This window comes from Actinomycetospora chlora (genome assembly GCF_039542135.1).
Classification (GTDB): Bacteria; Actinomycetota; Actinomycetes; order Mycobacteriales; family Pseudonocardiaceae; genus Actinomycetospora; species Actinomycetospora chlora.
The window spans coordinates 1-25,110 of sequence record NZ_BAABHO010000032.1 but is presented as its reverse complement, the minus strand read 5'-3'; the positions used below and the strand labels follow the sequence as shown (position 1 = coordinate 25,110).

Here is a 25,110-nt window from a genome sequence, read left to right as displayed (position 1 = left end):
CGCAAGCGTTGCTTCTCGTGACGCCGCGCCCTAGCGTCGAGCTATCGAACGAGCGGGCGAGCCGGTCTGAGGAGAAGCACACCAGCACCACCTCCGCGGGGGGAGCACTCATGGCGACGGATCCAGCAGGCGACGACCAACCCGGCACGACCACGGGCTCACGACGGCCCGGCGACGTGCTCGCCCGGGCGATCCGCGCCGCCGGCCTGGAGTTCAACCTCCGCCGCCGGATCGAGGCGATGCTCGCCAACATGCGTGCCTACGGGCACGGGGAGGAGCTCCGCCCCGACGACCAGCGCACCACGGTCATGGCGTTCCAGCTCTGCTGCCTGCAGGCCCGCCTGCCCGACCTCGACCCGCGACCTGCGCCACCGTTCCTGGAACCGACCGTCTGACACCCGGGCACGTGGACGTCCGACCATCCTGGACGGTCGTCTGTGCTACGTAATACAGTCGGGAAATGCGCGCCGTCCGGGGATTCGCCTGATGCCTGCCGCCGACTCGTCACCGGCGACGTTCCGCGTGAGCCCCGAGGAGCGGTACCTGCTGGAGGCCGTCGCGCACTACACGGGCAAGACGATGTCGGCGTTCGTGCGCGAGGCGGCGCTGGTGCTGGCCCGCAAGGTCGTCGACGACGCCGGGCCCGAGGCCGTCCTCGAGGGCGACCGGCAGTGGAGCGAGAAGGGCAAGCTCACCGTCGAGGAGCGCCGGGCCGCCCTCGAGAAGCAGCGCGAGATGTCCCACGACGACGGGCGCTGACCCCTCCTACTGCACCGTGAACAGCCCGTTCGGCGGGCCGCCGGTCTCGCGCACGATCGACCACGCCGCGTCGTAGAAGCGGTCCCGCGCCAGGTTCAGCAGCGCCCGGTGCTCCACCGAGCGCTCCGCGAGATCCTCGAGCACCGGCACGAGCACCACGATGACGCCGACAAGGTACTCGGTCTCGACGGCGCGCCCGGGCGCCGCGTAGTGCCGCACGATCTGCAGGAAGCGCATCGCGAACGCAGCGGTCTCGACCAGCGGCGCGCCGTCGGCGACGTGGTCGACGTCGTGCAGCGCGAGCGGGTACTGCGGCGGGACGGCGAACTCGTCCTGCACCACCTCGAAGACGCGCGCCGCGAGGGGATGGAGGTCGAGCACCTCCTGGGGCTTGCCGCCCTCGGATCGCACCCCGTCACCCCCCGCCGCTCCCACCCGTCGAGGAACGGTAGGCACTCACTCGACCGAACGACAGTCCCACCCTCACCAGAGGTCGCGCGTGAACCAGTGGTGGGCGTACGGGTTGGCGTTGTAGGGCTCGGTCTCGACGAAGCCCTCCCGCAGGTAGAGCGCGCGGGCCTCGAGCAGGTCGTCGGCGGTGTCGAGCACCAGCCGGCGCAGTCCGGCCTCGCGCGCGAGCTCGGTGAGGTAGGCGAGCAGGCGCCGCCCGAGCCCCTGCCCGCGGACGGCCGGGTCCACCCACATCCGCTTGATCTCCCCCGCCCCGGCCGGCACGTCGGCGCCCTCGTACCGCAGGCCGCCGCACCCGACGACGCGCTCGCCCTGCCGGGCGACGACGAAGACGCCAGCCGGCGGGACGAGCGCGAGGGGGTCGTCGGCGAGGAACTGGTCCGACCACGACGGCTCCGGGGCCTTCTCGGGCCACCGCGCGGCGAGCTCGCCGGCGTAGGCACGCAGGGCCGTCAGCCCGTCGGTCGAGTCGGGGCGCACGGCGGACAGGACGATCTCCACGGCCCCATCCTGCCGATCACCCGTTCCAGTCCACCAGCTGCACGATCACGCGGTTGGGGTCGCGGACCTGGAACGCGCGCTCGCCCCACGGCTCGACGGTGAGCGGCATGGTGATCGCCACGCCCTCGCGCTCGAGGCGCGCGAGCTCGCCCTCGAGGTCGTCGACGACGAACGCGAGGATCAGCCCGGCCGCGTGCTCGTCGCGCTGGTCGGCGGGCAGCGTCTCCAGCCCGGTGCGCAGGAAGACCACCGACATGCCGGCGTCCTCCCGCGTCAGGGACGCGAAACCGTCGGCCGCCATGGCCTGCGTGAACCCGAAGTGCTCGACGAGGAACGCCGCGGACGCCGCGGGGTCGGCGACGGTGAGGGAGACGGCGGACGCACTGATCTGCATGGAGCCCTCTTTCTTCGTACGCTGTACAACGTACGTTGTACACGGTTTCGTGCAACGATGCCGCCGATGACCGACGACCCGGCGCGCACGCTCGCCCTGCTCTGGCGTCTCGAGCGCCCGACCGGCACGCGGGGACCCCGCCGGGGGCTCGACCTCGACGCCGTCGTCGCCACCGCGACGGCCCTGGCCGACGGAGGTGGCCCCGACGGGCTGGCGACGCTCACCGTCCGGCGCCTGGCCGCCGAGCTCGGCGTCGCCCCGATGACGCTCTACACCTACGTGCCGGGGCGCGAAGAGCTGGCCGACCTCGTCGTCGACGCCTCGTACGCCGCCGCGCCGCGGGCGGACACCACGGGCCGGCCCTGGCGCGAGCGCCTCACCGCGGTCGCCGAGGAGAACCGCGCCCTGCACCGCCGCCACCCCTGGACCGCGCGCGTCGACCCGTCGCGGCCCGTCCTCGGGCCGGGCGAGACCGCCAAGTACGAGCACGAGCTCGCCGCGTTCGACGACCTGGCCGACCTCGCCGGGCTGGACGACGTCGACCGCGACGCGGCCCTGACCTTCCTGCTCGACGTCGTCCGCGCCGCCGCGCTCGTGGAGCAGGGCTCGGCCGGGGACGACGGCCCGGAGTGGTGGGCCGCGCGGGCCCCCGTGCTGGCCCGCGTACTCGACCCCGAGCGCTACCCCCGGGCCGTGCGCGTGGGCACGGCGGCGGGCGCCGCGCAGGGGTCGGCCCGCGACCCCGACCGCGCCTGGCGGTTCGGCCTGGCGCGGGTGCTCGACGGCCTCGCCGCGATGGTCAGCCCGGGGACGACCCGCTGAGCACGTGCCGGTCGCGCCCGGCGCCGATCCCCATCAGCGCCGTCGGCACCACGAGCACGATCATGACCACGAGCGGCACGGTCCAGCCGTCGGTGAGGTCGTGCAGCGCGCCGAGACCGAACGGGCCGAGTGCCGCCAGCGTGTAGCCGATGCCCTGCGCCATCGCCGAGAGCTCCGAGGTGTGCGCGGTGTCGGGCGAGCGCAGGGTGATGAGCAGCAGCCCGAGGGCGATGTTCGAGCCCTGCGCGACGCCGACGAGCACCATCCACAGCGCGGACACCGAGCCGGGCGCGAGGATCAGCCCCGCGTAGCCGGCGACGTAGAACACGCAGGTCGACGCCACGAGCACGCTCTGGCTGCGGCGGCGCATCGCCACCGACGGCATCGTCGCCGAGAAGACCAGACCCACGATCCCGGCCAGCGAGAGCAGCAGCCCGGCCTCGGCGGGGCTGCGGCCGGCGTCGACGTAGATCGTCGGGATCCACGCCGACGTTGCGTAGAACTGCAACGACTGCAGCCCCATGAACAGGGTGACCTGCCAGGCCAGCGGGTCGCGCAGCAGGCCGCGGCGCATGGCCGCGGCCTCCCCGACGGGCTGCGACGGCACGGTGCGGTGCCGCGCGCGGGGCACCCACACCGCGAGGGTCGCCAGCGTCAGCAGCCCCCACAGCCCGAGCGTCCAGCGCCAGTCGAGGCCCGTCGCCCGCTGCAGCGGCACGGTGACCGCCGCGGCGAGCGCCCCACCGCCCGTCAGCACCATCGAGTACGCGCCGGTCATGGCCCCGGTGCGGTGCGGGAAGTCGCGCTTCACCAGCGTCGGCAGCGACACGTTGCCGACGGCGATCGCGGTGCCGACGAGCACGCTGCCGCCGAGGATCACCGCGAGCGAGTCGACGATCCGCAGGGCGATGCCCGCGGCCAGCACGACGAGCGCCGTGACGAGCAGCCGCTCGAGCCCCCACCGCCGGGCGAGCCGTGGCGCGATCGGGGCGAGCAGCCCGAAGCACAGCACGGGCAGGCTGGTCAGCAGGCCGGCGACGCCCGAGGAGACACCGAGGTCCTCGCGGGCCTGGTCCACCAGGGGCGCGACGCCGACGACGGGCGGGCGCAGGTTGGCCGCGAGCAGCAGGACCGCGAAGGCCGCGAGCGCCCCGCCGCGCCGCGCCGTGGTGGACGCGGCCGGCGCGCTCACGTCCACAGCGCCGCGACCTCCGCCGCCCGCGCCCGGCCCTGCTCGTACCCGGCGGCGGCCGACCCGGGCATGGTCGCCGGGTCGAGCACGTTCGTCCCGAACGCGGCGACCGACGCCTCGTCGGCGATGATCGCGACCGCCTGCGTCTCGGGGTGCTGCTCCTGGCGGTGCTCGACCTCCTGGGACACCGACCGGAACGGGCCGCCCGCGGGCGGGTCGAGCGGGGCGACGACGAGCACGCGGTCGGCCGGGCCGGTGATCTCGAAGCCGTCGTCGTCGGCCCGGGCCACGTGCACGATCGACGCCACGCCCCCGTCGACGTAGCGGCGCCTGCCCGCGGTCATCGGCGGCCACACGCCGGGCACCGCGCAGCTCGCGGCCACGGCGTCGACCAGGTCCACCCGGGCGTCGCGGGTGAAGACGGCGAGCTCGCCGGTCTCGGCGTCGACCGCGGAGATGCGCAGGTCGGCCCGCGGCCACTCCTTCACCGGGAGCCGGGCGTCGATCACCGCGCGGCGCTCGGCCTCGGGCGGGGTGTCCGCGGCCAGCGCCCAGGCGCCGAGCCGGGCCCGCATCTCCCCGGCGTCGCGGGCGCCGTCCATCGCGGCCGCGAGCTCGGCGCCCAGCTTCTCCATGTCGAGGTGCGCGGGCGGCCCCGAGCTGTCCCCGCCGCGCCCGTCCCGGTGCTCCTGGTGCAGTGCGGCGAGGTCGACCCCGGTCGTCAGGAGCGCCCCGACCACGGAGCCGGCCGACGTCCCGACGACGCGGTCGGCGAGCCCGAGGTCGACGCCGCCCTCGGTGAGCCCGACGAGCACGCCGACCTCCCAGGCGATGCCGGCGAGGCCGCCCCCGCCGAGGACGAGGGCGCGGGTGGTGCGGGCGGGCTGGGTGTGCGCGGCGTCGGTCACGGCGACACCTTCCCTCCCGAGCGCGCCGTCCGCACGGGGTGTGCCGGTCAGATCACGGAGCGGGTAGGCGGACGACGAGGTCGTAGAGCCGGGTGGTCTGGTCGCTGTCCTGGTTGTCGTCGCTGACGAGCAGCAACTGCAGCGCGCCGTCGGGCGTGCGGCCGAGGACCGTCATCCCCTCGACGTTGTCGAGCAGCGGGTTCTGCTGGGCCTGACGCGAGGTGGCGCCGAGGCTCGGGCAGGCGCCGAGGTCGGCCAGCGGGACCCGGAACAGATCGGCCCCTGCCGGCGTGGCGAGCGCCAGGTGCACGGTGTTGCCGACGCCCGCGGTGTACGACCGCTCCAGCACCAGCAGCCGCCCGTCGCCGCTGGCCGTGACGTCGGAGACGTCGAGACCCGGGTCGGGGCGGTAGGCGAGCGTCGGCCCCGGGACGCCGCCGACCCACGTCGGGAAGCGGCGGACGGCCGGGTCGTCGCCGTCGAGGGCGCCCTCCATCGCGGCGACCACCGGCCCGCCGGGGGCGAGGACGGCGACGCCTTCGAGGCTCTGGTTGTCCCGGGCGCGGGCGGCGAGGTCGGGCGGGACGTCGAGGCGGCCGAGGAGCCGGCCGTCCCGGTCGTAGCGGCGCACGGACGGCTCGGTCTCCGACGACACCAGCCGCGTGCCGTCGACGTCGACGGCCAGGCCCTCGGAATCGAGGGCGCTGCCGTCCTCGGTGGCCAGCGGCCACGCGCCGGTGGGCTGACGCGTCCGCGGGTCGAGCGTGAACAGCACCGACCGGTCGCTGAGCGCGAGCAGCGTCCCGTCGCGGTCGACGGCGAGCGCCGACAGCCCCTCGAGCGCGTAGACGCGCCGGGCGCCGTACTCCCGGCCGTCGAGGGCGTCGGAGAAGCCGGTGATGGCGACGCTCGGCGAGCACGGCGCCGGGGCGACCGCCGCCGAGGTGGGCCCCGCCGGCGGCCCGCCGCACGCGACGAGCACCGTCAGCAGGGCCCCGACCGCCCCGACCACCGTCGCCCGGATCACCGGTCCACCGTGCCGTACCGGGGTGAACGGTGGGCGTCAGCCGCGGTGCGACTCCGCCTCGGCGACGCGCTCGATGACCGTGAGGACGCTGTCGGGGTTGAGCGACATCGAGTCGATCCCCTGCTCGACGAGGAACTCGGCGAGGTCCGGGTGGTCGCTCGGGCCCTGGCCGCAGATGCCGACGTAGCGGTCCTTGGCGTGGGCCGCCTCGAGCAGCATCGTGATCATCTTCTTGACCGCGGGGCTGCGCTCGTCGAACAGGTGCGTCAGGCGGTCGTCGTCGCGCCCGATCCCCAGCGTGAGCTGGGTGAGGTCGTTCGAGCCGATCGAGAAGCCGTCGAAGCGGTCGGCGAACTCGTCGGCCTGCAGCACGTTCGACGGGATCTCGGCCATGACGTAGACCTGCAACTCGTCGCGCCCGCGCTCGAGCCCGTACTCCGCCATCGTCTCCAGCACCCGGTCGGCCTCCTCGGGGGTGCGGCAGAACGGGACCATGACGACGACGTTGGTGAAGCCCATCTCCGAGCGCACGCGCCGCAGCGCCTCGCACTCGAGCGCGAAGGCCTCCTTGTAGTCGTCGCTGTAGTAGCGCGACGCCCCCCGCCACCCGAGCATCGGGTTCTCCTCGTCGGGCTCGAACTGCGTCCCGCCGATGAGCCCGGCGTACTCGTTGGTCTTGAAGTCCGAGAGCCGCACGACGACGGGCTCGGGGTACTGCGACGCGGCGATCGTCGCGATGCCGCGGGCGAGGTGGTCGACGAAGTACTCGCCCTTGTCCTCCCAGCCCGCGGTCAGCTCCTCGATCTGCTGCCGCGCGTCGTCGTCGGAGACCTGATCGAGGTGCAGCAGCGCCAGCGGGTGCGCCTGGATGACGTTGTTGACCAGGTACTCCATGCGGGCCAGGCCGATGCCGTGCGCGGGCAGGCGCCACCACTGCATCGCCGCCGCCGGGCTGCCGATGTTCATCATGACGCGGGTGCTGACCTCGGGGACGTTCTCCAGGTCGAGCTCGCGCTCCTCGTAGTCGAGCAGGCCCTCGTAGACGTGGCCCTCGTCGCCCTCGACGCAGGAGATCGTCACCTCGCGGCCCTCGCCGAGGAGCTCGGTGGCGTTGCCGGTGCCGACGATCGCGGGCACGCCGAGCTCGCGGCTGACGATCGCGGCGTGCGACGTGCGCCCGCCCCGGTCGGTGACGATCGCGGCGGCGCGCCGCATGATCGGCACCCAGTCGGGGTCGGTCATCTCGGTGACCAGGACCTTGCCGTCCTCGAACTGGTCGACGTCGTCGGCCGACGCGATCACCTGCACCTCGCCGGACGCCACCGCCTGGCCGATCGCCAGGCCGGAGATGATCACTTCGCCGGTCTCGTTGAGGTGGAACGTCGACAGCGTCCCGGCCCCGGCCCGGCTCTGCACCGTCTCGGGACGCGCCTGGACGACGAACAGGTCGCCGCTGCGCCCGTCCTTGGCCCACTCGACGTCCATCGGGCGCTCGTAGTGCCGCTCGATGACGACGCCCCAGCGGGCGAGCTGGAGGATCTCCTCGTCGGACAGGACGCGGGCGCGCCGCTCCTCGTCGGTGGTGTCGACGTTCTCGGTGGGCTCGTTCCCGGAGTCGGTGTAGACGAGCTTGCGCTCCTTCGCCCCGATCGTGCGGGCGATGATCGGCGTCAGCCCCTCGTTCTCCAGGAAGGGCTTGTAGACCGTGTACTGGTCCGGCGTGACCTCGCCGCCCACGACGTTCTCGCCCAGCCCCCACGCCGCGTTGATGATCGCGGTGTCGGGGAAGCCGGTGTCGGAGTCGATCGTGAACATGACGCCCGCCGAGCCGCGGTCCGAGCGCACCATCTTCTGGATACCGATCGAGAGCGCGACGTCGGTGTGCTCGAACCCCTGCTCGACGCGGTAGCTGATCGCCCGGTCGGTGAACAGCGACGCGTAGCAGTCCTTGCACGCCGCGAGCAGCGCGTCGGCGCCGGTGATGTTGAGGTAGGTGTCCTGCTGGCCGGCGAAGCTCGCGTCCGGCAGGTCCTCGGCGGTGGCGCTGCTGCGCACGGCCACGTCGACGTCGGAGGTCTCGTAGCGCTCCCCCAGCTCGGCGTACGCCGAGCGGATCGCCTCGGCCGTCGCCTCCGGGAACTCGGCCTGGTCGAACAGGTCGCGGATGGCCTGCCCGGCGTCGGCCAGCTCCCGCTTCTCGTCGGACAGCTCCGCGAGGATGCCCGCGATCTTCTCGTCGAGGTTGTTCTCGCTGAGGAACGAGCGGTACGCCGTCGCGGTCGTCGCGAAGCCGCCGGGCACGCGGATGCCCTGCTCGGCCAGGTTGCCGATCATCTCGCCGAGCGAGGCGTTCTTGCCCCCCACCTCCTCGACGTCGCCGGACCCCACCGACTCCAGCCACCGGACCTCGTCCGCCACCGCGTCCTCCTCGTTCGTGGCCGCGGCCCGTCGTCTCCCGACGGTTGCGCGCAGCCGACCGAATGGCCGGATCCCCCGCGGGAGGGTGTCGGGAAACGGGGGAACGATTCAGGACATCGGGCGTACCAGCCGCGCGAGCAGCCGGTCGATCTCCGCCTCGGGGTCGGCGGTGAGCCCGGTGTGCACCGGACCGGGCTGGAGGACGGTGCTGCGCGGCGCGGTCAGCCAGCGGAACCGCTCTCCCGGGTTGAGGACCGCGGCCGGCCCCTCCCCGCCCACGGCGCGCTCCCACGCCGCGAGCGCGTCGCGCAGGGCGTCCAGGTCGACGCCCGGCGCCAGCGCGCGGACGCGGTCGACGTCGAGGTCGGTGCGCACGGCGAGGTGCTCGCGGTGGCGGCAGTAGAGCAGCACGCCGACGTTGACCAGCTCGCCGCGCTCGATGTCGGGCACCACGCGCAGCAGGGCGTACTCGAACGTGTCTCTCCCCGATGGTCGAGCTCCCCTGTCGGCGTGCTCCCCTGAACGCTCCGTCTCCGTCACCGCGGCACCCACGCCTCACGCGCGTCTCGCCGGGCCAGCAGGTGCTCGACGTACGCCGCGCGCGTCGCATCGGGCTCCTCGTCGTGGGATGCGTCAGCTCCGCTGCGCTTCGTGCCGCGCAGCCACTCCCCCGGCACCCGCGCCACGACCTCGCTGAGCAGCGCCCGGTCGACCTGCGGCGCCAGCTCGGCGTCGGCGTCCGCCCGGGCCGTCGCGACCGGCGCCAGGACGTGGTCGCGCAGGTCGTAGGGGCGCGCCACGGCGGCCGCCGCGCGGGCCCAGGCGTGGTGGAAGTACAGGCAGGCGCCGTGGTCGATCAGCCACAGCTCGCGGTGCCAGCGCAGTAGGTTCGGGTTGCGCCAGGAGCGGTCGACGTTCTCGACGAACGCGTCGAACCACAGGACGCGCGAGGCCTCGAGCGGGTCGACCGCGTGGGCGACCGGGTCGAAGCCGATCGCGCCGGGCAGGAAGTCCATCCCGAGGTTGGCGCCACCGCTGCGGGCCAGGAGCTCCTGGACCTCCCAATCGGGCTCCGCCCGGGCGATCACGGGGTCGAGGTCGAGCACCACGATCTCGGGCACCCGCAGCCCGAGCCGCCGGGCCAGCTCCCCCGCGATCACCTCGGCGACGAGCGCCTTCGCCCCCTGGCCGGCGCCGACGAACTTGGCGACGTAGGTGCCGAGGTCGTCGGCCTCGACGAGCCCGGGCAGCGACCCGCCCTCGCGCAGCGGCGTGACGTACCGGGTGGCGGTGACCCGGCGCAGGGCGGACACCGGACCATCCTCGCGTGTCACTCCCCGGGCGCCACGCGCAGGCGCCGCAGAAGCACGAGGCAGGCGACGGCGACGTCGTTCTGCGCCGTCTCGGCCTCGGCGCGCGTCCAGTCGATCTTCTCGCGCAGCGCGCGGGCGGTGGGCAGCACCTTGGACAGGTCGCAGGCGTGCTCGTTGAGCGCCGCGAGCTTCCCGATGATGAGGTCCGTGGCGTCGACGACCGGCATCGCCACCGACAGGACCTCCTGCTCGGCGGCGCGGCCGAGCATGTCCTCGCCGACGGGGATGCCGGCGATGCGGAACAGGATGTCGACGAGGGCGCCGTCGCTGCGGACCTTGAACAGCCAGTCCTCCGGCGGGTGCAGCACCTCGAGCCCGCCGTCGCCGAGCACGGTCGCCGCGTGGTCGGCCTCGGACTCGGCGACGACGAAGTCGACGTCGTTGCTCGGCTCCGGACCGCCGAGCGCCCACCCGGCGTAGCCCCCGGCGAGCGCGAACGCGACCCCGCCGTGCCGGAGCGTCACCGCGACCCGTTTGAGCGCCTCTCGGCGCGCGTCACCGTCCGGATCGCTCACCCCGGGGTCACTACCCGCGTGGGACAGGGCCGAACCGGGGAACACTCTGCTCCGTGCGACTCGGGACCTGGAACGTGCTGCACGGCGCCGCCACCGCGGACGGACCCGTCGACGTGGACGGCTTCGCCGACGCGGTCGAGGGGCTCGACGTCGACGTGCTCGGCCTGCAGGAGGTGGACCGCGCCCAGCCCCGCTCCGAGGGCGCCGACCTCGCCGAGGTCGCGGCGAAGGCGATGGGCGCGGTGGAGCACCGCTTCGCGCCGACGCTGCACGGCGTGCCCGGGGCGTGGACGCCGGCGCCGGACGAGGGCTCACCGGGCACCCCGGGCTACGGGATCGCCCTGCTCTCGCGGCTGCCGGTCCTCGCGTGGCGTGAGGTGCCGCTGCCCCGCCTGCCCCGTGACGTCCCGCTCGTGCTGGGCCGGCCGCGCCGTCTCGTGGTCGTGCGCGACGAGCCCCGGACCGCGCTGGTCGCCCGCGTCGAGGGCCCCCACGGCCCGGTGACGGTGGTGACCACGCACCTGACCTTCATCCCCGGCTGGAACCTCGTCCAGCTGCGCCATCTCGTGCGCGAGCTCCGTACCGAGGACCCGCTGGTGCTCACCGGCGACCTCAACATGGGGGTGCGCCGCGCAGGCCTCGGCAGCGGCCTGACCGGCCTCGTGCAGGGCCGGACGTTCCCCGCCGTCGCGCCGCGCCGCCAGATCGACCACGTGCTCGGCCGCGGCGTCGTCGCCTCCGCGCCACGCGTCGACCACCCGCCGCTCTCGGATCACCGCGCGCTCGCGGCCACCGTCGTCCCGGCGCCCTGAGCGGTGGTTACTGGCTCGTATCGCTCGCTGAGCGAGCGATACGAGCCAGTAACCGGACGAGGCCCGGCCACGTCTCAGCCGATCGCCCGCCCGCGGCCGGCCCAGTACGGGGCCCGCAGCGCCTTCTTGTCGACCTTCCCGAACGGCGTCAGGGGCAGGTCGTCGACGAGCTCGGCGGACTTCGGGCGGGCGTACGCCGCGAGGCGCCCACGGCACCACGCCAGGATCTCGCCGGTGTCGGCGGCGCCGGCCGGGACGATCACCGCGTGCACGGCCTCGCCCCAGTCGTCGTGCGGCCGGCCGATCACGGCGACCTGCGCGACCGCGGGGTGACCCGCGAGGACGTCCTCCACCTCGCGGCAGTAGACGTTCATGCCACCGCTGATCACCATGTCGGCGCGCCGGTCGCGCAGGTGCAGGTAGCCCCCCTCGTCGAGGTAGCCGACGTCGCCGGTGCGGATCCAGCCGCCGGGCAGGAACTTCGCGGCCGTCGCGTCGGGGTCGTCGAGGTAGCCCGCGAGGACGTAGGGCGAGCGGAGGCAGACCTCGCCGGTGTCCCCCGCCCCGACGGGCTCGCCCGCGTCGTCGACGACGGCGACGTCGGCCATGATCGAGGCGCGGCCGCAGGAGTCGAGGAGGTCGGGACGCGCCGGGTCGTGGTCGTCGCGGCCCAGGCGGGTGCCCCAGTTCGGGCACTCGGTCTGGCCGTAGAGCTGGACGAACACCGGCCCGAGCAGCTGCAGCCCGCGGGCCAGCCGGTCGGGGGTGATCGGCGCGGCGCCGTAGACGACCGTCCGCAGCCCGAGCGGCTCCGGGCCGTCGAGCAGGTCGAGCAGCCGGTAGATCATGGTCGGGACGAGGAACGTCCACGTGATCCCGCGGGTGCGCAGCGCGTCGAGCACCCCGGCGGCGTCGAAGCCGGGCTCGACGACGCTGGTGGCGCCGCGCAGCAGGGCCGACTGGGCGAGCAGGCCGGCGGCGTGGGCGAGCGGCGTCGTCAGCAGCAGCCGGTCGTCCGCGACGATCTCGGCCTCCAGCAGCTGGGCGTACTGCAGGGCGACCGCCGACGCCTGGGTGTGCACGACGCCCTTCGGACGCCCGGTCGTGCCGCCCGTGAAGTAGATCGCCGCCCGCGCGTCGGGGCCGACCCGCGCGGCCGCCGGACCGGCCCCGCCCTCGGTGGCCAGGTCGTCGACGAGCACCACCGGGACATCGGAGGACAGGTCCACACCCAGGGCCGGGTCGACGACCGCGAGCCGGACGCGGGCCGCCGCGACGACGTACCGGACCGTCGCCTCGGGCAGCAGGGTGTTCACCGGGACCTTCACCGCGCCCAGCAGCGCGACCGCCACGTCGGCGACGACGAACGCGGCCCCGTTGCCGAGGTACAGCGCGACCGGGTCGCCCGCCCCGACGCCGCGCTCCCGGAGCTGGGCGGCGACGGCGCGGGCCCACCGGTGGACCTCGGCGAAGGTCCAGCGGCGTCCGCCGGCCTCGACGGCGACCCGGTCCCGGTGACGGGTCAGCGCCGCCTCGAACTCCGCTCCGAGCGTCGCGCGCACGGCGCCTCCCCCTGTGGTCGGTCCGGGCTCAGTGCATCGCCATCCCGCCGTCGACGCCCAGCGTGGTCCCCGTCATGTAGGAGCCGGCGTCGGAGGCGAGCAGCAGCAGGGGCCCGTCGAGCTCCTCGAGGCGCCCGACGCGGCCGAGGGGCGTGGCCGCGTGGACGCTCGCGGCGCCGCGCTCGTGCGCGAGCAGGGGCGCGGTCATCTCGGAGGAGAAGAAGCCCGGCGCCAGGGCGTTGACCCGAACGCCGTGGCGGGCCCACTGACGCGCGAGGTCGCGGGTCATCCCCAGCAGCCCGGCCTTGGAGGCCGAGTAGGCGGCCTGGGGGACGTCGGTCGTCGCGAGGGCCAGCGCCGACGAGATGTTGACGATCGACCCGCCCCCGCCGGCGATCATCGCCCGCCCCGCGGCGGCGGCCACCTGGTAGGCGCCCAGGAGGTTGACGTCGAACAGGTGCGACGTCCGGGTGAGGTCATCGCGGTCGCTGCGGCCCCCGTAGCCCGTCCCCGCGTTGTTGACCAGGACGTGCACGGCGCCGAGCTCGCTCACGGCGGCGTCGACGAGGGCCCGGCACTGCACCGGGTCGGTGACGTCCGTCGGCACGGCCAGGCACCGCCGGCCCGCGGCCTCGACGGTCCCGGCGACCGCCTCGAGCATGTCGTGACGCCGCGCGGCGACCACCACGTCCGCCCCCGCGTGGGCGAGGACCGCGGCGAAGTGTGCGCCGAGCCCGGACGACGCCCCGGTCACCACGGCGACGCGGCCGTCGAGGCGGAACGACGTCACGTCTCCACCACGAGCGGGTCCGGGAGTGCCCCGAGCATCGCGCGCATGCTGCCCCCGGCGGCCAGACCCCCGAGCGCCAGGGCGAACAGCTGGTCGGCGAGGCGGATGTCGGCCTCCTCGCCGTGCGGGGTGAACCAGTGCTGCATCCAGTCGACCATCCCGACGAGGGCGCGGGCGACGATGCGGGGCTCGGCGGCCAGCGAGAACTCCCCGCTCGCGGCGCCCTCGGCCACGAGGGCCTCGACGGCCTCCATGTACCGGGCGTCCATCCGCCGGAACTCGGCGAACCGCGGCGACAGCTCGAGCCGCCCGAGGTGCTCGAGGTAGACGAACGCCGCCGGGTAGTACTCGCTGAAGATCCGGACCTGCATCCGCACCAGCTCGCGCAGGCGCACCGCGACACCGCTGTCGGCGTCGGCGAGCAGGCGGTCCAGCTCGGCGAGCAGGGCCCGGGCGGGCTGCTCGACGACGGCGAGGAGGAGGTCCTCCTTGCTGTCGACGTAGTTGTAGACGCTGCCCTTGAGGATCCCCACCCGCGTGGCGATGCCCTCGAGGGTCGCGTTCTCGTACCCGTGCTCGCGGAACTCCTGGCCGGCGGCCTGCAGGATCTCCGGCCAGCGGCTGGGACGGGGCATGGGGGGCGCTCCAGGTCAGGGGGTGAACTGCGCGGGGAAGCGTTGCATGCCGCGCGAGAGCAGGACGGGGTGCCACCGCAGTGGTTCGCCGGTCAGCCGCAGCCCGGGCAGCCGCGCGAGGGCGGCGGGGATCGCGATCGCGGCCTCGAGCCGGGCGAGCGGGGCGCCCAGGCAGAAGTGCATGCCGATCCCGAAGCCGAGCTGGCCGGCCTTCTCGCGGGTGATGTCGAACGTGTCCGGGTCGGGGAACACCGCGGGGTCGCGGTTGGCCGCCGAAGGGCTGAGGAACACCCGCTCGCCGCGGCGCAGGTGCCGGCCGCGCAGCTCCACGTCCTCGCCCATCACCCGGGCGACGGTCTTGGCCGGGCCGTCGTAGCGCAGCGCCTCCTCGACCGCCCCGCCCACCAGGTCCGGGCGCTCGCCGAGCAGCCGGAGCTGCTCGGGGTGGGTCAGCAGGGCGAGCAGCCCACTGCCGATGAGGTTGGTCGTCGTCTCGTGGCCGGCGAACAGCAGCAGGATCCCCGTCGCGATGACCTCGTCGTGGGTCAGGGCGTCCCGGTCGTCGCGGGCGCTGATCATCGCCGAGATCAGGTCGTCGGCGGGGTGGCGCTCGTGGTCGCGCACGAGGTCGGACAGGTACGCGGTCAGCTCGGTCATCCCGCGGGCCCCGACGGCGTACCGCGACGGGTCGCCCATGCCCCCGAAGACGAGCCCCGTGATCTGGTCGGACCAGTCCTTGAACTGCTCGCGGTCCGCGCGGGGCACGCCGAGCATGTCGGCGATCACCGAGGCGGTGAGGGGGTAGGCGTAGTCGCCGATGAGGTCGACGGTGCCGGTCCCGGCGGCGTGCACGGCGTCGAGCAGCTCGTGGGCGACCTCCTCGACCGTCGCGGTCATCCCCGTGACCGACCGCGGGGTGAACGCGCGGCTCACCAGCCGGCGCAGCCGCTTGTGGTCGGGCTCGTCCTTGAAGACCATCCAGCCCTCGAGGACCCCGAACGCGGCCCGCACCGCGGGGTCGGCGTCCGGGCCGTCGAGCTTGGCGCGGCGGTAGGGCGCGATGCGGTCGGAGGAGAAACGCTCGTCGCGCAGCGCGGCGAGGACGTCGTCGTGCCGGGTGACGAACCACGAGCGGTACCGGGCGCTCCAGTGCACCGGGTCGTGCTCGCGCAGGGCAGCGAGCAGCGGGTACGGGTCGGCGACGGCCTCGGCGCCGAGCAGGTCCGCGTGCGCCGGGTCGGTGTGCTCGATCGTCACCGGGCCTCCAGCACCGTGACGACGCAGGCGTTGCCGTCGAGCACCGACACCCCGCCGCCCATGGTCTCCACCAGCCCGAGACGGGCGCCGTCCACCTGCCGCGCGCCGCACTGCCCGCGCAGCTGCCAGGTGATCTCCGCGAGCTGGGCGAGGCCGGTGGCACCCAGCGGGTGGCCGCGCGAGAGCAGGCCCCCCGACGGGTTCACCGGGTGCGCGCCGCCGAGGGCGGTGACGCCGCCGGCGGCCGCCTTGCCGCCGTCGCCGGGCGGCACGAGGCCGAGCGCCTCGGTGGTGACCACCTCGCCGATCGTGAACGCGTCGTGCACCTCGACCACGTCGACGTCGGTGGCCGCGTCGAGGCCGGCGGCGGCCAGGGCGTCGCGGGTGGTGTCGGCGACGATGTCGTGCCCCCAGACGTGCGGCGACCGGTGGTTCCAGGGCGCGCCGCTGCGCAGCGCGGCGCCGCGCACGACCACCTCCCCGGGCGTGCCGCGTGCCGGGATGAGCACCGCGGCGGCCGCGCCGTCGGAGGTGGGGCAGCACTGCAACAGGGTCAGCGGGTCGGCGATCATGCGGGACGCCAGGACCTCGTCGACGGTGTAGCGCCCGGAGTACTGCGCCCGCGGGTTGTGGACGGCGTGCGCGTGGTTCTTCACCGAGACCGCGGCCAGCTGCTCGGCGGTCGCGGCGCCGGTGTGCAGGTAACGGGCGGCGCTCATCGCGTACATCGCCGGCATGGCCAGGCCCGCGCGCCCCTCGGGGTCGGTGCCCTCCGGGGTGATGGCGCCGGCGAACGCCGTGCTCATCTGCTCCAGCCCGAGCGCCAGCACCCGTCCGTAGCGCCCGGTGCGGACCGCCTCGTGCGCCTCGACGAACGCCGTCGTGCCGCTGGCGCAGGCGTTCTCCACGGTGAGCACCGGGACCCCGGTGATGCCCACGGCCCGCAGGACGCGCTGCGCGACCCCGGCCGGCGCGAACACGGTGCCGACCCACACCGCGTCGACGCCGTCGACGCCCGCGTCCGCGAGCGCCTCGCCCACCGCGTCCCACGCGAGGGCGACCAGGTCGCGGTCGGGCTGCCGCCAGAAGTGCGACGTGCCGACCCCTGCGACGGCGACCGGCGCGCTCACCGGACGACCTCCACCTGCAGGTCGCCGGCCGCGGAGACGCCGGTCAGCCGCACCCCGGCCTCGATCGGCGCGGGCGCGTCCCCGGCGGTGTGCGCGAGCACCCGCGGCCCGTCGTTGAGGTCGACGTAGGCCAGCGCGTAGGGCGGGACGTGTCCGGGCACGGCGATCCGCACCACGGTGCTGCTCCAGACGGTGCCGTGCGGGCCGAACCACGCCGGCTCCACCCCACCGGCGCAGGCCGGGCACCGCGGCCAGGCGTAGGCCACCGGCTCGGCGCACACGAGGCAGCGCCGGCCCGCGACGACCCACTCTCCCTGGGCCGTGCGGTGGAGCTCCGGGCGCGGATCGCCGCCCGTCGGCGAGGACATGTCGACCATGTAAGCAAACCACGAGTCGGCTAACAACCGTCGAGACGCCGGGTTTGGATCGCGAGCACCCGAGCATCGCGACGCTCCGCGCGAGTCTTGACACCCTAGGTGAGGCAGACCACAGTGGATGCGCCGCCCATGGCAAACGTCTGTTTGCCAACGCTGCCCCGCCCACCGGAGTGCGCGCTCGAGTCGAGCAGGAGGAACCGTTCCATGAAGTTCGGCTTTTTCACGATGCCGGAGCACCCGCCGCAGGAGAACTGGACGCTGTCCTACGACCGCGACATCGCGGCGGTGGTCGAGGCCGAGCGGCTCGGGTTCGACGAGTTCTGGATCGGTGAGCACCACACGGGCGGGTTCGAGAACGTCCCGGTGCCGGAGTTCATGATCGCGAAGGCGTCGGCGCTCACCCACCGGATCCGCCTGGGCACGGGCGTCGTGAACCTGCCCTACCAGGACCCCTTCATGGTCGCCGAGCGGCTCGCCTTCCTCGACCACCTCACCCACGGCCGGCTCGAGTACGGCTTCGGCGGCGGCGGCCTGCCCACCGACAAGGCCCTGTTCGGCCTGGAGCCCTCCGAGGCCGCGCCGCGGACCAACGAGGCGCTGGAGATCATCTGGCAGCTGCTGACGTCCGAGGACCCGGTGAGCTACGAGGGCGTCTACTGGAAGTACGAGGACCGCCAGCTGCAGGTCGGGCCGTACCAGGACGTGCCGCCGTTCGCGATCGCGGGCCTGACCGGTACCCACAACTACGCCAAGTGCGGCGAGCGGGGCTGGAAGCCGCTGTCGGTGCACTTCGCGCCGATCGACAACGGCAGCTACACCCTCGCCCCCGACCTGAAGGCCATGGGCGCCGCGATGCTCGAGGCCGGTGCCCGCTCGGGCATCGACGAGTTCACGACGCGGGACAACTGGCGGATCGTGCGCGAGGTCTACGTCACCGACGACAAGGACCAGGCGCTGCGCGACATCCGCGAGGGCGTCAAGCGCTCCTACGACTACCTGTTCGGCCTCGGCCTCGGCGCCCTCATGAAGATCGGCGACGGGATGGTCGACGAGGACCTGACGCTCGACTGGATGGTCGAGAACATCCCCTGGATCATCGGCAGCCCCGAGGAGTGCACCCGCAAGATCAAGGAGCTGGAGGAGGAGGTCGGCGGCTTCGGCACGCTGCTGATCAACTGCCGTGACTGGGTGACCACGGACAAGTGGAACCGCTCCCTGGAGCTCTTCGCCCGCTACGTCATGCCGCAGTTCCAGGCCAACCAGCGCATGGCCCGCCGGCAGAAGATGGCGAACGTCGCGCTCGGCATCGCCTGATGGCTCCCGGCCCCACCGGCGGGGTGGGCCGGAGCACCACGAGCAGCGCCGGCTGACGGCCGGCGCGGCGCGGGACCGGCGCCTCCCCCCGGCGCCGGTCCCGCGCGTCGTGCCCCTGCGGGACCGCACACGCAACGGAGGAGACCCATGGACCTGTCCGGGCAGACCGCCCTGGTCACCGGGGCCGGCAGCGGCATCGGCAAGGGGATCGCCGCCGCTCTGCTCGAGCACGGCGCGAACGTCGTCGGGCTCGAGATCGAGCCGGCCAACATCAAGTCGGCCGGCGAGGAGCTCGCCGGGGGCGACCGGCTCGCCTGGTCGGAGGGCTCCGTGGCCGTCGCCGCGGACGTCGAGGCCGCCTTCGACCTGGCGGAGAGCCGGTTCGGCACGGTCGACCACCTGGTCAACAACGCCGGCACGGCGTCGCTGTCCCTGGTGGTCGACACCAGCGAGGACGACTGGGACCTCATCGTCGACACCTGCCTCAAGGGCACCTTCCTGTGCACGCGGGCGTTCGCCCGCCGTGCCCTGGCCGCCGGCCGGGGCGGCACCGTCGTCAACATCTCCTCGCTGAACGCGATCGCCGCGACCGACGGCCTCGGCCACTACTGCGCCGCGAAGGCCGGCGTCATGAACTTCACGAAGGTGTGCGCGGGGGAGCTGGGGCGCCACGGCATCCGCGTCAACGCGATCGGGCCCGGCACGGTCAACACGCCGCTGGGCGCCGGCTTCACCGTCGGGCAGATCGGCCAGGAGTTCCTCGACCGCACCCTCGTCGGGCCCCCTCGCCACCAGGAGCCCTCCGACATCGCCGACGTCGCGCTGTTCCTCATGTCGCCCACGGCCGGCCGGATCACCGGCCACTTCATCCCCGTCGACGGCGGCCAGCACGTCCGGGGCCTGCACTCCTACTGGGACGTCGCCGAGGCCCAGGGCATCGTCGCCCGTCCCGGCGCGACGGCGTGACCACCGACGTCGGCCCGCGCGCCGACGCCACCCTCGACGAGCGCGGGTTCCCCCGGTTCTGGGACACCGAGCGCGAGACCCGCAGCCCCGCCGAGCGCGACCGGGTGATCCTCGAGCGCATCCGCCACCAGCTGCGGTACGCCTACACCGAGCTGCCGTTCTACCGGCGCCACTACGACGCCCACGGCTTCCACCCCGACCAGGTGCGCTCGCTCGAGGACTTCACGACGAAGGTCCCGGTGATCACCAAGAAGATGCTCATCGCCGACCAGCGCGAGCACCCGCCCTTCGGCAGCTACACCCCCGAGCTCGTCCCGGGGCAGATCGCGCGCATCCACGGCTCGTCGGGCACCTCGGGGACCCCGACGATGTACGCCGTCTCGCACGGCGACTGGCGGCGGGCCGCCGACGTGCACGCCATGGCCCAGTGGATCGCCGGCATCCGTCCCGACGACCTCGTGCAGGTCGGATTCCCCTTCGGCCTGTTCTTCGGCGGCTGGGGCGTGGTGCAGGGCGCCGAGCGCCTCGGGGCCACCGTGTTCCCGCTCGGGGTCACCGACTCCGAGCGGCACCTCGAGCTGATCACCGCGCTGGGCTCGACCGTCTTCAGCGCGACGCCGTCCTACTGCATCCACCTGCTCTCGGTCGCCGAGCGTCTGGGCATCGACCTCGCCGCGAGCACCGTGCGCCGCATCCTCGTCGGTGGCGAGCCGGGCGGGAGCCTGCCCGGCACCCGCAGGATCATCGAGGACGGCTGGGGCGCGATCGCCAGCGACGCCGGCTCGACCTCGGAGATGTACCCGTTCCAGACCAGCGTCGGCTGCGAGGCCGGTACGGGCACGCACCTCATCACCGACGAGGTGTTCACCGAGGTCGTCGCCGCCGACGACCTCAACCGCCCCCTGCCCGTCGGGGAGCGCGGCGCGGTGGTCTATACCCACCTCTGGCGCGAGTCACAGCCGATGATCCGCTTCGCGCCCGGCGACGAGACCTACCTCGCGACGGACCCCTGCCCGTGCGGGCGCACCTACCCGCGCCTGCCGGAGGGCATCCTCGGCCGGCTCGACGACATGCTGGTGATCCGCGGCGCCAACGTCTTCCCCAGCGCCGTCGAGACGGGGCTGCGCACCGTCCCGGAGCTCGGTCCCGAGTTCCGCATCCGGGTGAGCAAGGTCGGCGCCCTCGACGAGATGACGGTGGAGGCCGAGCTCACCCACGGAGCGTCCGCCGCGCTCGACGCGCCGGCCCGCGCCGAGCTGGTCGGCCGCGTCGAGGACGCCCTGCGGCGGACCGTGCAGATCCGCGTGCCGGTGGCGCTGCTCGAGCCGGGCACGCTGCCCGAGACGACGTTCAAGGCCCGCCGGGTCGTGGACGAGCGCCCCCGGACCTGACCCGTCCGCTCCCCCGCCGCGAGGGGCGCCCGGCACCGGTCGGGGACGGTGCCGGGCGCCCCGGGCGGTGCCGGGGAGCGGGCCTGGGGGTCGGGCTGGCTAGCTGCAGCCGCTGGTGGAGCCGCAGCCCTCGCAGACGTAGCAGGAGCCGGCGGGGCGCATCTTCGTCCCGCAGGTCAGGCACAGCGGCGCGTCGGCCGCCTTGCCCTGCTGCAGCTCGAGCAGCTCGGTGGAGCTGCCGACCGACACGTCGGCCTTGCGCTGCGCCTTGGGGCCGTCGGCCTCGGGCGCGACGTCCACCGAGGTGCGCAGCGCCTCGACGTCCACCGGCTCGGCGGCCGGCACCGGCGGCGCGGCCGGCGTGCCCGCGGCGCTGTAGTCGGTGGCCGCGACCTGGGCCGACCGCTCGTCCGCGGAGAAGATGCCCAGCTGGGCGCGCTTCTCGTAGGGCAGGTGGTCGAGCGCGATGCGGCGGAACAGGTAGTCGACGACGCTGGTGGCCATGCGGACGTCCGGGTCGTCGGTCATGCCCGCGGGCTCGAAGCGCATGTTGACGAACTTGGAGACGTAGGTCTCCAGCGGGACGCCGTACTGCAGCGCGATGGAGATCGCCATCGAGAAGGCGTCCATGACGCCCGCCAGCGTCGAGCCCTGCTTCGACATCTTGACGAAGATCTCGCCGAGGCCGTCGTCCGGGTAGGAGCCGGCGGTCATGTAGCCCTCGGCGCCCGCCACCGCGAACGACACGGTCTCGCTCGGGCGCTTCTTCGGCAGCCGCTTGCGCACCGGGCGGTGGTCCGTGGCGGCGACCTCCTTGCCGGTGGTGGACTCCGCCGTCGACCCGGAGGCCTTGCCCGTGGACAGGGGCTGGCCGACCTTGCAGTTGTCGCGGTAGATCGCGAGCGCCTTGAGCCCCATCTTCCAGGACTCGAAGTAGATCTCCTCGACGTCCTCGACGGAGGCCTGCTCCGGCATGTTGACCGTCTTGGAGATCGCGCCGGAGATGAACGGCTGGACCGCGGCCATCATCCGCACGTGGCCCATCGGGGCGATCGAGCGCTGGCCCATCGCGCAGTCGAACACCTCGTAGTGCTCGGGGCGCAGGCCCGGGGCGTCCACGACGTGGCCGTGCTCGGCGATGTACTCGACGATCGCCTCGTTGGTCTCGGCCGGGTAGCCGAGGACCTCAAGCGCGCGCGGGATCGTCTGGTTGACGATCTGCATCGAGCCGCCGCCGACCAGCTTCTTGAACTTGACCAGCGAGAAGTCCGGCTCCACCCCCGTGGTGTCGCAGTCCATCATGAAGCCGATCGTGCCGGTGGGGGCGAGCACGCTGGCCTGGGCGTTGCGCCAGCCGTCGCGGGCGCCGATCTCCAGGCCGTCCTGCCACTGCGCCGTGGCGGCGTCGCGGACGCGGGCGTCCTCGCGGTGCACCGTGCGCAGCGCGTCGTTGGCGGCGGCGTGCTTGCGCATGACCCGGCGGTGGGCGTCGGCGTTGCGGGCGTAGCCCTCGTACGGGCCGACCGCGCCGGCGAGCTCGGCCGAGCGCCGGTAGGCCGTGCCGGTCATCAGCGAGGTGATCGACGCGGCGAGCGCGCGGCCGCCCTCGGAGTCGTACGCGCGGCCGGTGGCCATGAGCAGGGCGCCGAGGTTGGCGTAGCCGATGCCCAGCTGCCGGAAGGCGCGGGTGGTCTCGCCGATCGGCTCGGTGGGGAAGTCGGCGAAGCAGATCGAGATGTCCATCGCGGTGATGACCAGCTCGACCGAGCGCACGAAGTCATCGACGCGGAACGAGTTGTCGTCGCCGAGGAACTTCATGAGGTTCAGCGACGCCAGGTTGCAACTGGAGTTGTCCAGGTGCAGGTACTCCGAGCAGGGGTTGGACGCGGTGATGCGGCCCGACTCCGGCGAGGTGTGCCAGTCGTTGATCGTGTCGTCGTACTGCAGCCCCGGGTCGGCGCACTCCCAGGCGGCCTCGGCCATGCTGCGGAAGAGCTTCTTGGCGTCGACGGTGTCGATCACCTCGTTGGTCATCCGCGCCCGCAGGCCGAACTCGCCGCCCGACTGCACCGCGCGCATGAACTCGTCGGAGACACGCACGGAGTTGTTGGCGTTCTGGTACTGCACCGAGGTGATGTCGGCGCCGCCGAGGTCCATGTCGAACCCGGCGTCGCGCAGGACGCGGATCTTCCGCTCCTCGTCGCGCTTGGTGGCGACGAACTCGGTGATGTCGGGGTGGTCGACGTCGAGGACGACCATCTTGGCCGCGCGCCGCGTGGCGCCGCCGGACTTGATGGTGCCCGCCGAGGCGTCGGCGCCGCGCATGAAGGAGACCGGCCCGGAGGCGGTGCCGCCCGAGGACAGCAGCTCCTTCGAGGAGCGGATCCGCGAGAGGTTGAGGCCGGCGCCGGAGCCGCCCTTGAAGATCAGCCCCTCCTCGCGGTACCAGTTGAGGATCGACTCCATCGTGTCGTCCACCGACAGGATGAAGCAGGCGCTGACCTGCTGCGGCGACGAGGTGCCGACGTTGAACCACACCGGCGAGTTGAAGCTGAAGTACTGGTGCAGCAGCATCCAGGTCAGCTCGTGGGAGAACACCTCGGCGTCGCCGGGTGTCGCGAAGTAGCCGTGGCGCGTGCCGGCCGCGGTGTAGGTGCCCACCACGCGGTCGATCAACTGGCGCAGGCTCGACTCGCGGGCGTCGGTGCCGACCGCTCCGCGGAAGTACTTGCTGGTGACGATGTTGACGGCGTTCACCGACCACGACTGCGGGAACTCGACGCCCCGCTGCTCGAAGTTGACCGAGCCGTCGCGCCAGTTCGTCATCACCACGTCGCGGCGTTCCCACACGACTCCGTCGTACGGGTGGACGCCGGGGGTGGTGTGCACCCGCTCGATGGTCAGCCCCCGCCGCGGCGCGGCGGTGTCCGACTCCTCGGAGGTGGTGCCGACGGTCTCCGTCATCGGTGTGATCCCTTGTTCGTCGTTCGCGACGGTCCGGCGGCGCTTCCCCACGCTCCGACCCGTCACTGTGATTCCCCGACAGTCAGTCCCCGGTCCGTGCCCCGGTCCGTGCCCCGGCCGGCTCCCCCGCATGGTCTCCCCCACCCCCGACAACGCCGTCCGGCGTGGGCACGCCCGATCCCGGTGCCGGTCCCGCCGCCCGCAGGTCCGCGATCTCGGCCTCGAAGTCGGCGACCGACGAGAAGTTGCGGTAGACGCTGGCGAAGCGCAGGTAGGCCACCTCGTCCAGCTCGCGCAGCGGCCCGAGGATGGCCATCCCGACCTCCTGGCTGGGCACCTCGGCGGTGCCCCCGGCCCGGACGGTCTCCTCGACCCGGTGTGCCAGCTGCGCCAGGGCGTCCGGGTCGACCGGGCGTCCCTGGCAGGCCCGGGCCACCCCGCGCACGACCTTGTCGCGGCTGAACGGCTCGGTGACCCCGCTGCGCTTGAGCACCGCGAGCACGGGCTCCTCGACCGTGGTGAACCGCTTCCCGCACGACGTGCACGACCGACGACGACGGATCGCCTGTCCCTCGTCGGCCTCGCGCGAGTCGACCACGCGGGAATCGGCGTGCCGGCAGAACGGACACCGCATCGCCGGCCTCCTCTCTCCCCCATGTGGACGGCCGGCGGAGTTGTCCCCATCCACTGGGGACCGACCCGGTCTCCCCACCGCCCCTGGGGACGGAGCTGGGGATCGCCGGGCCCGGTCCGTGGATCGAGCGCCTCCGCCGGTGGAACACCACCGCCGTTCCGGTGGAGGACCCTGTGGAGAGTCCTTCGCCGGTGTGCACAAGCTGTGGACTAACTACATCAGTGTAACCACTAGATGTTGGGGTGGGACGGTAGCGACGCGCGGACACGCGGCGCAAGCCAGCAGGCGTGCCCGCGGCGGCCGGGCGCCGAGCGGGCGTCGGGCCCGGGCGGACGGGACGTGGGCGGGACGAGCGGGACAGCCGGTGCCCGAGTGGGTGGCGGCGTGGACGGGCGGCGCGCCGAGAGGCAACAGGAGGCGCCGGCACGCCTCCGCGGAGACCACGGACTCGGTGACGAGGTGCCGCAGGACGGCCGATCGTCACCGGGTCGACGATCTCCGCGGGATCAGCCCGCGGCGGGGACGGCCGGGGCCGGCACCACGAGCGGGCGGCCCGGGGCCACCGCGGAGCCGGTGAGGCCGTTGAGCTCGCGGATGCGCGCGACGACGGCGCCGGCGTCCGCACCGGGGGCGACGCGGCCCGCGACGTCGTCGAGAGACTCGCCCGCCCCGACCACGGCCACCGACGTGCCCGCAGGGACGGGCGCGGGGGCGGCACCGGGCACGACGAGGCCGGCGAGCACCCCGAGCAGGACGCCCAGCAGCGCGCCGAGGACCACGACGGCCGCGACCCGGCGGCGGCGCAGCACCACCGGGGAGACGGCGGGCGCCGCGGCCGTGAGCGAGCGCACCCCGCCGCCCGCCACGCGCGGGCGTACCGGCGGCAGGACGGCCGGGC

At 73.9% G+C, this 25,110-nt stretch carries 26 protein-coding genes; 7 read left to right on the top strand and 19 right to left on the bottom strand.

All coding sequences use genetic code 11. The features are described 5' to 3' along the window. Nucleotides 1-110 precede the first annotated feature (110 nt). On the top strand, nt 111-395 hold the full coding sequence (locus ABD994_RS19285; RefSeq protein ID WP_345418622.1) for a hypothetical protein: 285 nt from the start codon (nt 111-113) through the stop codon (nt 393-395). Nucleotides 396-486: 91 nt separating this feature from the next. Then, the gene (locus tag ABD994_RS19280; protein WP_345418619.1) at nt 487-759 is read left to right on the top strand and encodes a type II toxin -antitoxin system TacA 1-like antitoxin; all 273 of its coding nucleotides are present in this window, start codon (nt 487-489) and stop codon (nt 757-759) included. A 6-nt stretch (nt 760-765) separates the two neighbouring features. On the opposite strand, the gene ABD994_RS19275 is transcribed toward ABD994_RS19280, so the two are convergent. The 3 genes from ABD994_RS19275 to ABD994_RS19265 form a co-directional block, all read right to left on the bottom strand. Beyond that, nucleotides 766-1,170, bottom strand: a complete 405-nt coding sequence (locus tag ABD994_RS19275; RefSeq protein ID WP_345418616.1) for a hypothetical protein — start codon at nt 1,168-1,170, stop codon at nt 766-768. Between the two features lie 72 nt (nt 1,171-1,242). Then, nucleotides 1,243-1,731, bottom strand: coding sequence for a GNAT family N-acetyltransferase (locus tag ABD994_RS19270; RefSeq protein ID WP_345418613.1), 489 nt, complete (start codon nt 1,729-1,731; stop codon nt 1,243-1,245). Nucleotides 1,732-1,747: 16 nt separating this feature from the next. Continuing rightward, complete coding sequence (locus ABD994_RS19265; protein WP_345418610.1) at nt 1,748-2,125, bottom strand: VOC family protein; 378 nt, start codon at nt 2,123-2,125, stop codon at nt 1,748-1,750. A 66-nt stretch (nt 2,126-2,191) separates the two neighbouring features. Between ABD994_RS19265 and ABD994_RS19260 the strand changes: the two genes are divergently transcribed. Then, nucleotides 2,192-2,947, top strand: coding sequence for a TetR/AcrR family transcriptional regulator C-terminal domain-containing protein (locus ABD994_RS19260; RefSeq protein ID WP_345418607.1), 756 nt, complete (start codon nt 2,192-2,194; stop codon nt 2,945-2,947). Here the strand turns inward: ABD994_RS19260 and ABD994_RS19255 are convergent. The 7 genes from ABD994_RS19255 to ABD994_RS19225 all read right to left on the bottom strand — a co-directional run bounded on the left by ABD994_RS19255 (nt 2,925) and on the right by ABD994_RS19225 (nt 10,380). Beyond that, complete coding sequence (locus ABD994_RS19255; RefSeq protein WP_345418604.1) at nt 2,925-4,139, bottom strand: CynX/NimT family MFS transporter; 1,215 nt, start codon at nt 4,137-4,139, stop codon at nt 2,925-2,927. The two genes, ABD994_RS19260 and ABD994_RS19255, sit on opposite strands and share 23 nt — an antisense overlap. Continuing rightward, nucleotides 4,136-5,047: a patatin-like phospholipase family protein gene (locus ABD994_RS19250; protein WP_345418601.1), complete on the bottom strand. Its 912-nt coding sequence runs from the start codon at nt 5,045-5,047 to the stop codon at nt 4,136-4,138. Before ABD994_RS19250 ends, ABD994_RS19255 begins: the two co-directional genes overlap by 4 nt. Nucleotides 5,048-5,099: 52 nt before the next feature. Then, nucleotides 5,100-6,074, bottom strand: coding sequence for an esterase-like activity of phytase family protein (locus tag ABD994_RS19245; protein ID WP_345418598.1), 975 nt, complete (start codon nt 6,072-6,074; stop codon nt 5,100-5,102). A gap of 36 nt (nt 6,075-6,110) precedes the next feature. Then, entirely contained in the window at nt 6,111-8,492 is a 2,382-nt protein-coding gene (ppsA, locus tag ABD994_RS19240; protein ID WP_345418595.1) for a phosphoenolpyruvate synthase, read from the bottom strand. A gap of 108 nt (nt 8,493-8,600) precedes the next feature. Further along, nucleotides 8,601-9,032, bottom strand: a complete 432-nt coding sequence (locus ABD994_RS19235) for a DUF3037 domain-containing protein (protein WP_345418592.1) — start codon at nt 9,030-9,032, stop codon at nt 8,601-8,603. Next, the gene (locus ABD994_RS19230) at nt 9,029-9,805 is read right to left on the bottom strand and encodes a HipA family kinase (RefSeq protein WP_345418589.1); all 777 of its coding nucleotides are present in this window, start codon (nt 9,803-9,805) and stop codon (nt 9,029-9,031) included. Before ABD994_RS19230 ends, ABD994_RS19235 begins: the two co-directional genes overlap by 4 nt. Nucleotides 9,806-9,822: 17 nt before the next feature. Continuing rightward, nucleotides 9,823-10,380 carry a nucleotidyltransferase gene (locus ABD994_RS19225; RefSeq protein WP_345418586.1) on the bottom strand — a complete coding sequence of 186 codons (558 nt, stop codon included), beginning with the start codon at nt 10,378-10,380 and terminating at the stop codon, nt 9,823-9,825. 53 nt (nt 10,381-10,433) lie between these two features. On the opposite strand from ABD994_RS19225, the gene ABD994_RS19220 reads away from it, so the two are divergent. Beyond that, on the top strand, nt 10,434-11,192 hold the full coding sequence (locus ABD994_RS19220) for an endonuclease/exonuclease/phosphatase family protein (protein ID WP_345418582.1): 759 nt from the start codon (nt 10,434-10,436) through the stop codon (nt 11,190-11,192). 74 nt (nt 11,193-11,266) lie between these two features. Here ABD994_RS19220 and ABD994_RS19215 read toward each other — a convergent pair whose 3' ends face one another. The 6 genes from ABD994_RS19215 to ABD994_RS19190 are packed head-to-tail and all read right to left on the bottom strand — an operon-like array spanning nt 11,267 to nt 16,934. Beyond that, nucleotides 11,267-12,754, bottom strand: a complete 1,488-nt coding sequence (locus ABD994_RS19215) for an AMP-binding protein (RefSeq protein WP_345418579.1) — start codon at nt 12,752-12,754, stop codon at nt 11,267-11,269. A 28-nt stretch (nt 12,755-12,782) separates the two neighbouring features. Continuing rightward, nucleotides 12,783-13,544: an SDR family NAD(P)-dependent oxidoreductase gene (locus ABD994_RS19210; RefSeq protein ID WP_345418576.1), complete on the bottom strand. Its 762-nt coding sequence runs from the start codon at nt 13,542-13,544 to the stop codon at nt 12,783-12,785. Further along, a complete protein-coding gene (locus tag ABD994_RS19205; protein ID WP_345418573.1) occupies nt 13,541-14,179 on the bottom strand; it encodes a TetR/AcrR family transcriptional regulator in 639 nt (212 codons plus the stop codon). Before ABD994_RS19205 ends, ABD994_RS19210 begins: the two co-directional genes overlap by 4 nt. Nucleotides 14,180-14,194: 15 nt before the next feature. Then, a complete protein-coding gene (locus ABD994_RS19200; RefSeq protein ID WP_345418571.1) occupies nt 14,195-15,436 on the bottom strand; it encodes a cytochrome P450 in 1,242 nt (413 codons plus the stop codon). Then, nucleotides 15,433-16,566 carry a thiolase family protein gene (locus ABD994_RS19195; protein ID WP_345418569.1) on the bottom strand — a complete coding sequence of 378 codons (1,134 nt, stop codon included), beginning with the start codon at nt 16,564-16,566 and terminating at the stop codon, nt 15,433-15,435. The genes ABD994_RS19200 and ABD994_RS19195 overlap by 4 nt, the downstream gene beginning before the upstream one ends. Next, nucleotides 16,563-16,934 carry a Zn-ribbon domain-containing OB-fold protein gene (locus tag ABD994_RS19190; RefSeq protein ID WP_345418566.1) on the bottom strand — a complete coding sequence of 124 codons (372 nt, stop codon included), beginning with the start codon at nt 16,932-16,934 and terminating at the stop codon, nt 16,563-16,565. The genes ABD994_RS19195 and ABD994_RS19190 overlap by 4 nt, the downstream gene beginning before the upstream one ends. Nucleotides 16,935-17,147: 213 nt before the next feature. Between ABD994_RS19190 and ABD994_RS19185 the strand changes: the two genes are divergently transcribed. From ABD994_RS19185 to ABD994_RS19175, 3 genes are all read left to right on the top strand, one after another. Next, on the top strand, nt 17,148-18,257 hold the full coding sequence (locus ABD994_RS19185) for an LLM class flavin-dependent oxidoreductase (RefSeq protein WP_345418563.1): 1,110 nt from the start codon (nt 17,148-17,150) through the stop codon (nt 18,255-18,257). A 147-nt stretch (nt 18,258-18,404) separates the two neighbouring features. Then, nucleotides 18,405-19,223, top strand: a complete 819-nt coding sequence (locus tag ABD994_RS19180) for an SDR family NAD(P)-dependent oxidoreductase (RefSeq protein WP_345418560.1) — start codon at nt 18,405-18,407, stop codon at nt 19,221-19,223. After that, entirely contained in the window at nt 19,220-20,614 is a 1,395-nt protein-coding gene (locus ABD994_RS19175) for a phenylacetate--CoA ligase family protein (RefSeq protein ID WP_345418557.1), read from the top strand. Before ABD994_RS19180 ends, ABD994_RS19175 begins: the two co-directional genes overlap by 4 nt. 99 nt (nt 20,615-20,713) lie before the next feature. Here ABD994_RS19175 and ABD994_RS19170 read toward each other — a convergent pair whose 3' ends face one another. The 3 genes from ABD994_RS19170 to ABD994_RS19160 form a co-directional block, all read right to left on the bottom strand. Beyond that, the gene (locus ABD994_RS19170) at nt 20,714-23,578 is read right to left on the bottom strand and encodes a vitamin B12-dependent ribonucleotide reductase (protein ID WP_345418555.1); all 2,865 of its coding nucleotides are present in this window, start codon (nt 23,576-23,578) and stop codon (nt 20,714-20,716) included. An 82-nt stretch (nt 23,579-23,660) separates the two neighbouring features. Next, nucleotides 23,661-24,212, bottom strand: a complete 552-nt coding sequence (gene nrdR, locus ABD994_RS19165) for a transcriptional regulator NrdR (RefSeq protein WP_345418552.1) — start codon at nt 24,210-24,212, stop codon at nt 23,661-23,663. Between the two features lie 506 nt (nt 24,213-24,718). Next, nucleotides 24,719-25,110: hypothetical protein (locus ABD994_RS19160; RefSeq protein WP_345418549.1), on the bottom strand; the 392-nt coding region annotated here is incomplete at its 5' end.

Coding starts and splice junctions, on each gene's coding strand:
- ABD994_RS19285 (WP_345418622.1), top strand. CDS start 111: ATGGCGACGGATCCAGCAGGCGACGACCAACCCGGCACGACCACGGGC.
- ABD994_RS19280 (WP_345418619.1), top strand. CDS start 487: ATGCCTGCCGCCGACTCGTCACCGGCGACGTTCCGCGTGAGCCCCGAG.
- ABD994_RS19265 (WP_345418610.1), bottom strand. CDS start 2,125: ATGCAGATCAGTGCGTCCGCCGTCTCCCTCACCGTCGCCGACCCCGCG.
- ABD994_RS19260 (WP_345418607.1), top strand. CDS start 2,192: ATGACCGACGACCCGGCGCGCACGCTCGCCCTGCTCTGGCGTCTCGAG.
- ABD994_RS19205 (WP_345418573.1), bottom strand. CDS start 14,179: ATGCCCCGTCCCAGCCGCTGGCCGGAGATCCTGCAGGCCGCCGGCCAG.
- ABD994_RS19190 (WP_345418566.1), bottom strand. CDS start 16,934: ATGTCCTCGCCGACGGGCGGCGATCCGCGCCCGGAGCTCCACCGCACG.
- ABD994_RS19185 (WP_345418563.1), top strand. CDS start 17,148: ATGAAGTTCGGCTTTTTCACGATGCCGGAGCACCCGCCGCAGGAGAAC.
- ABD994_RS19180 (WP_345418560.1), top strand. CDS start 18,405: ATGGACCTGTCCGGGCAGACCGCCCTGGTCACCGGGGCCGGCAGCGGC.
- ABD994_RS19170 (WP_345418555.1), bottom strand. CDS start 23,578: ATGACGGAGACCGTCGGCACCACCTCCGAGGAGTCGGACACCGCCGCG.
- nrdR (WP_345418552.1), bottom strand. CDS start 24,212: ATGCGGTGTCCGTTCTGCCGGCACGCCGATTCCCGCGTGGTCGACTCG.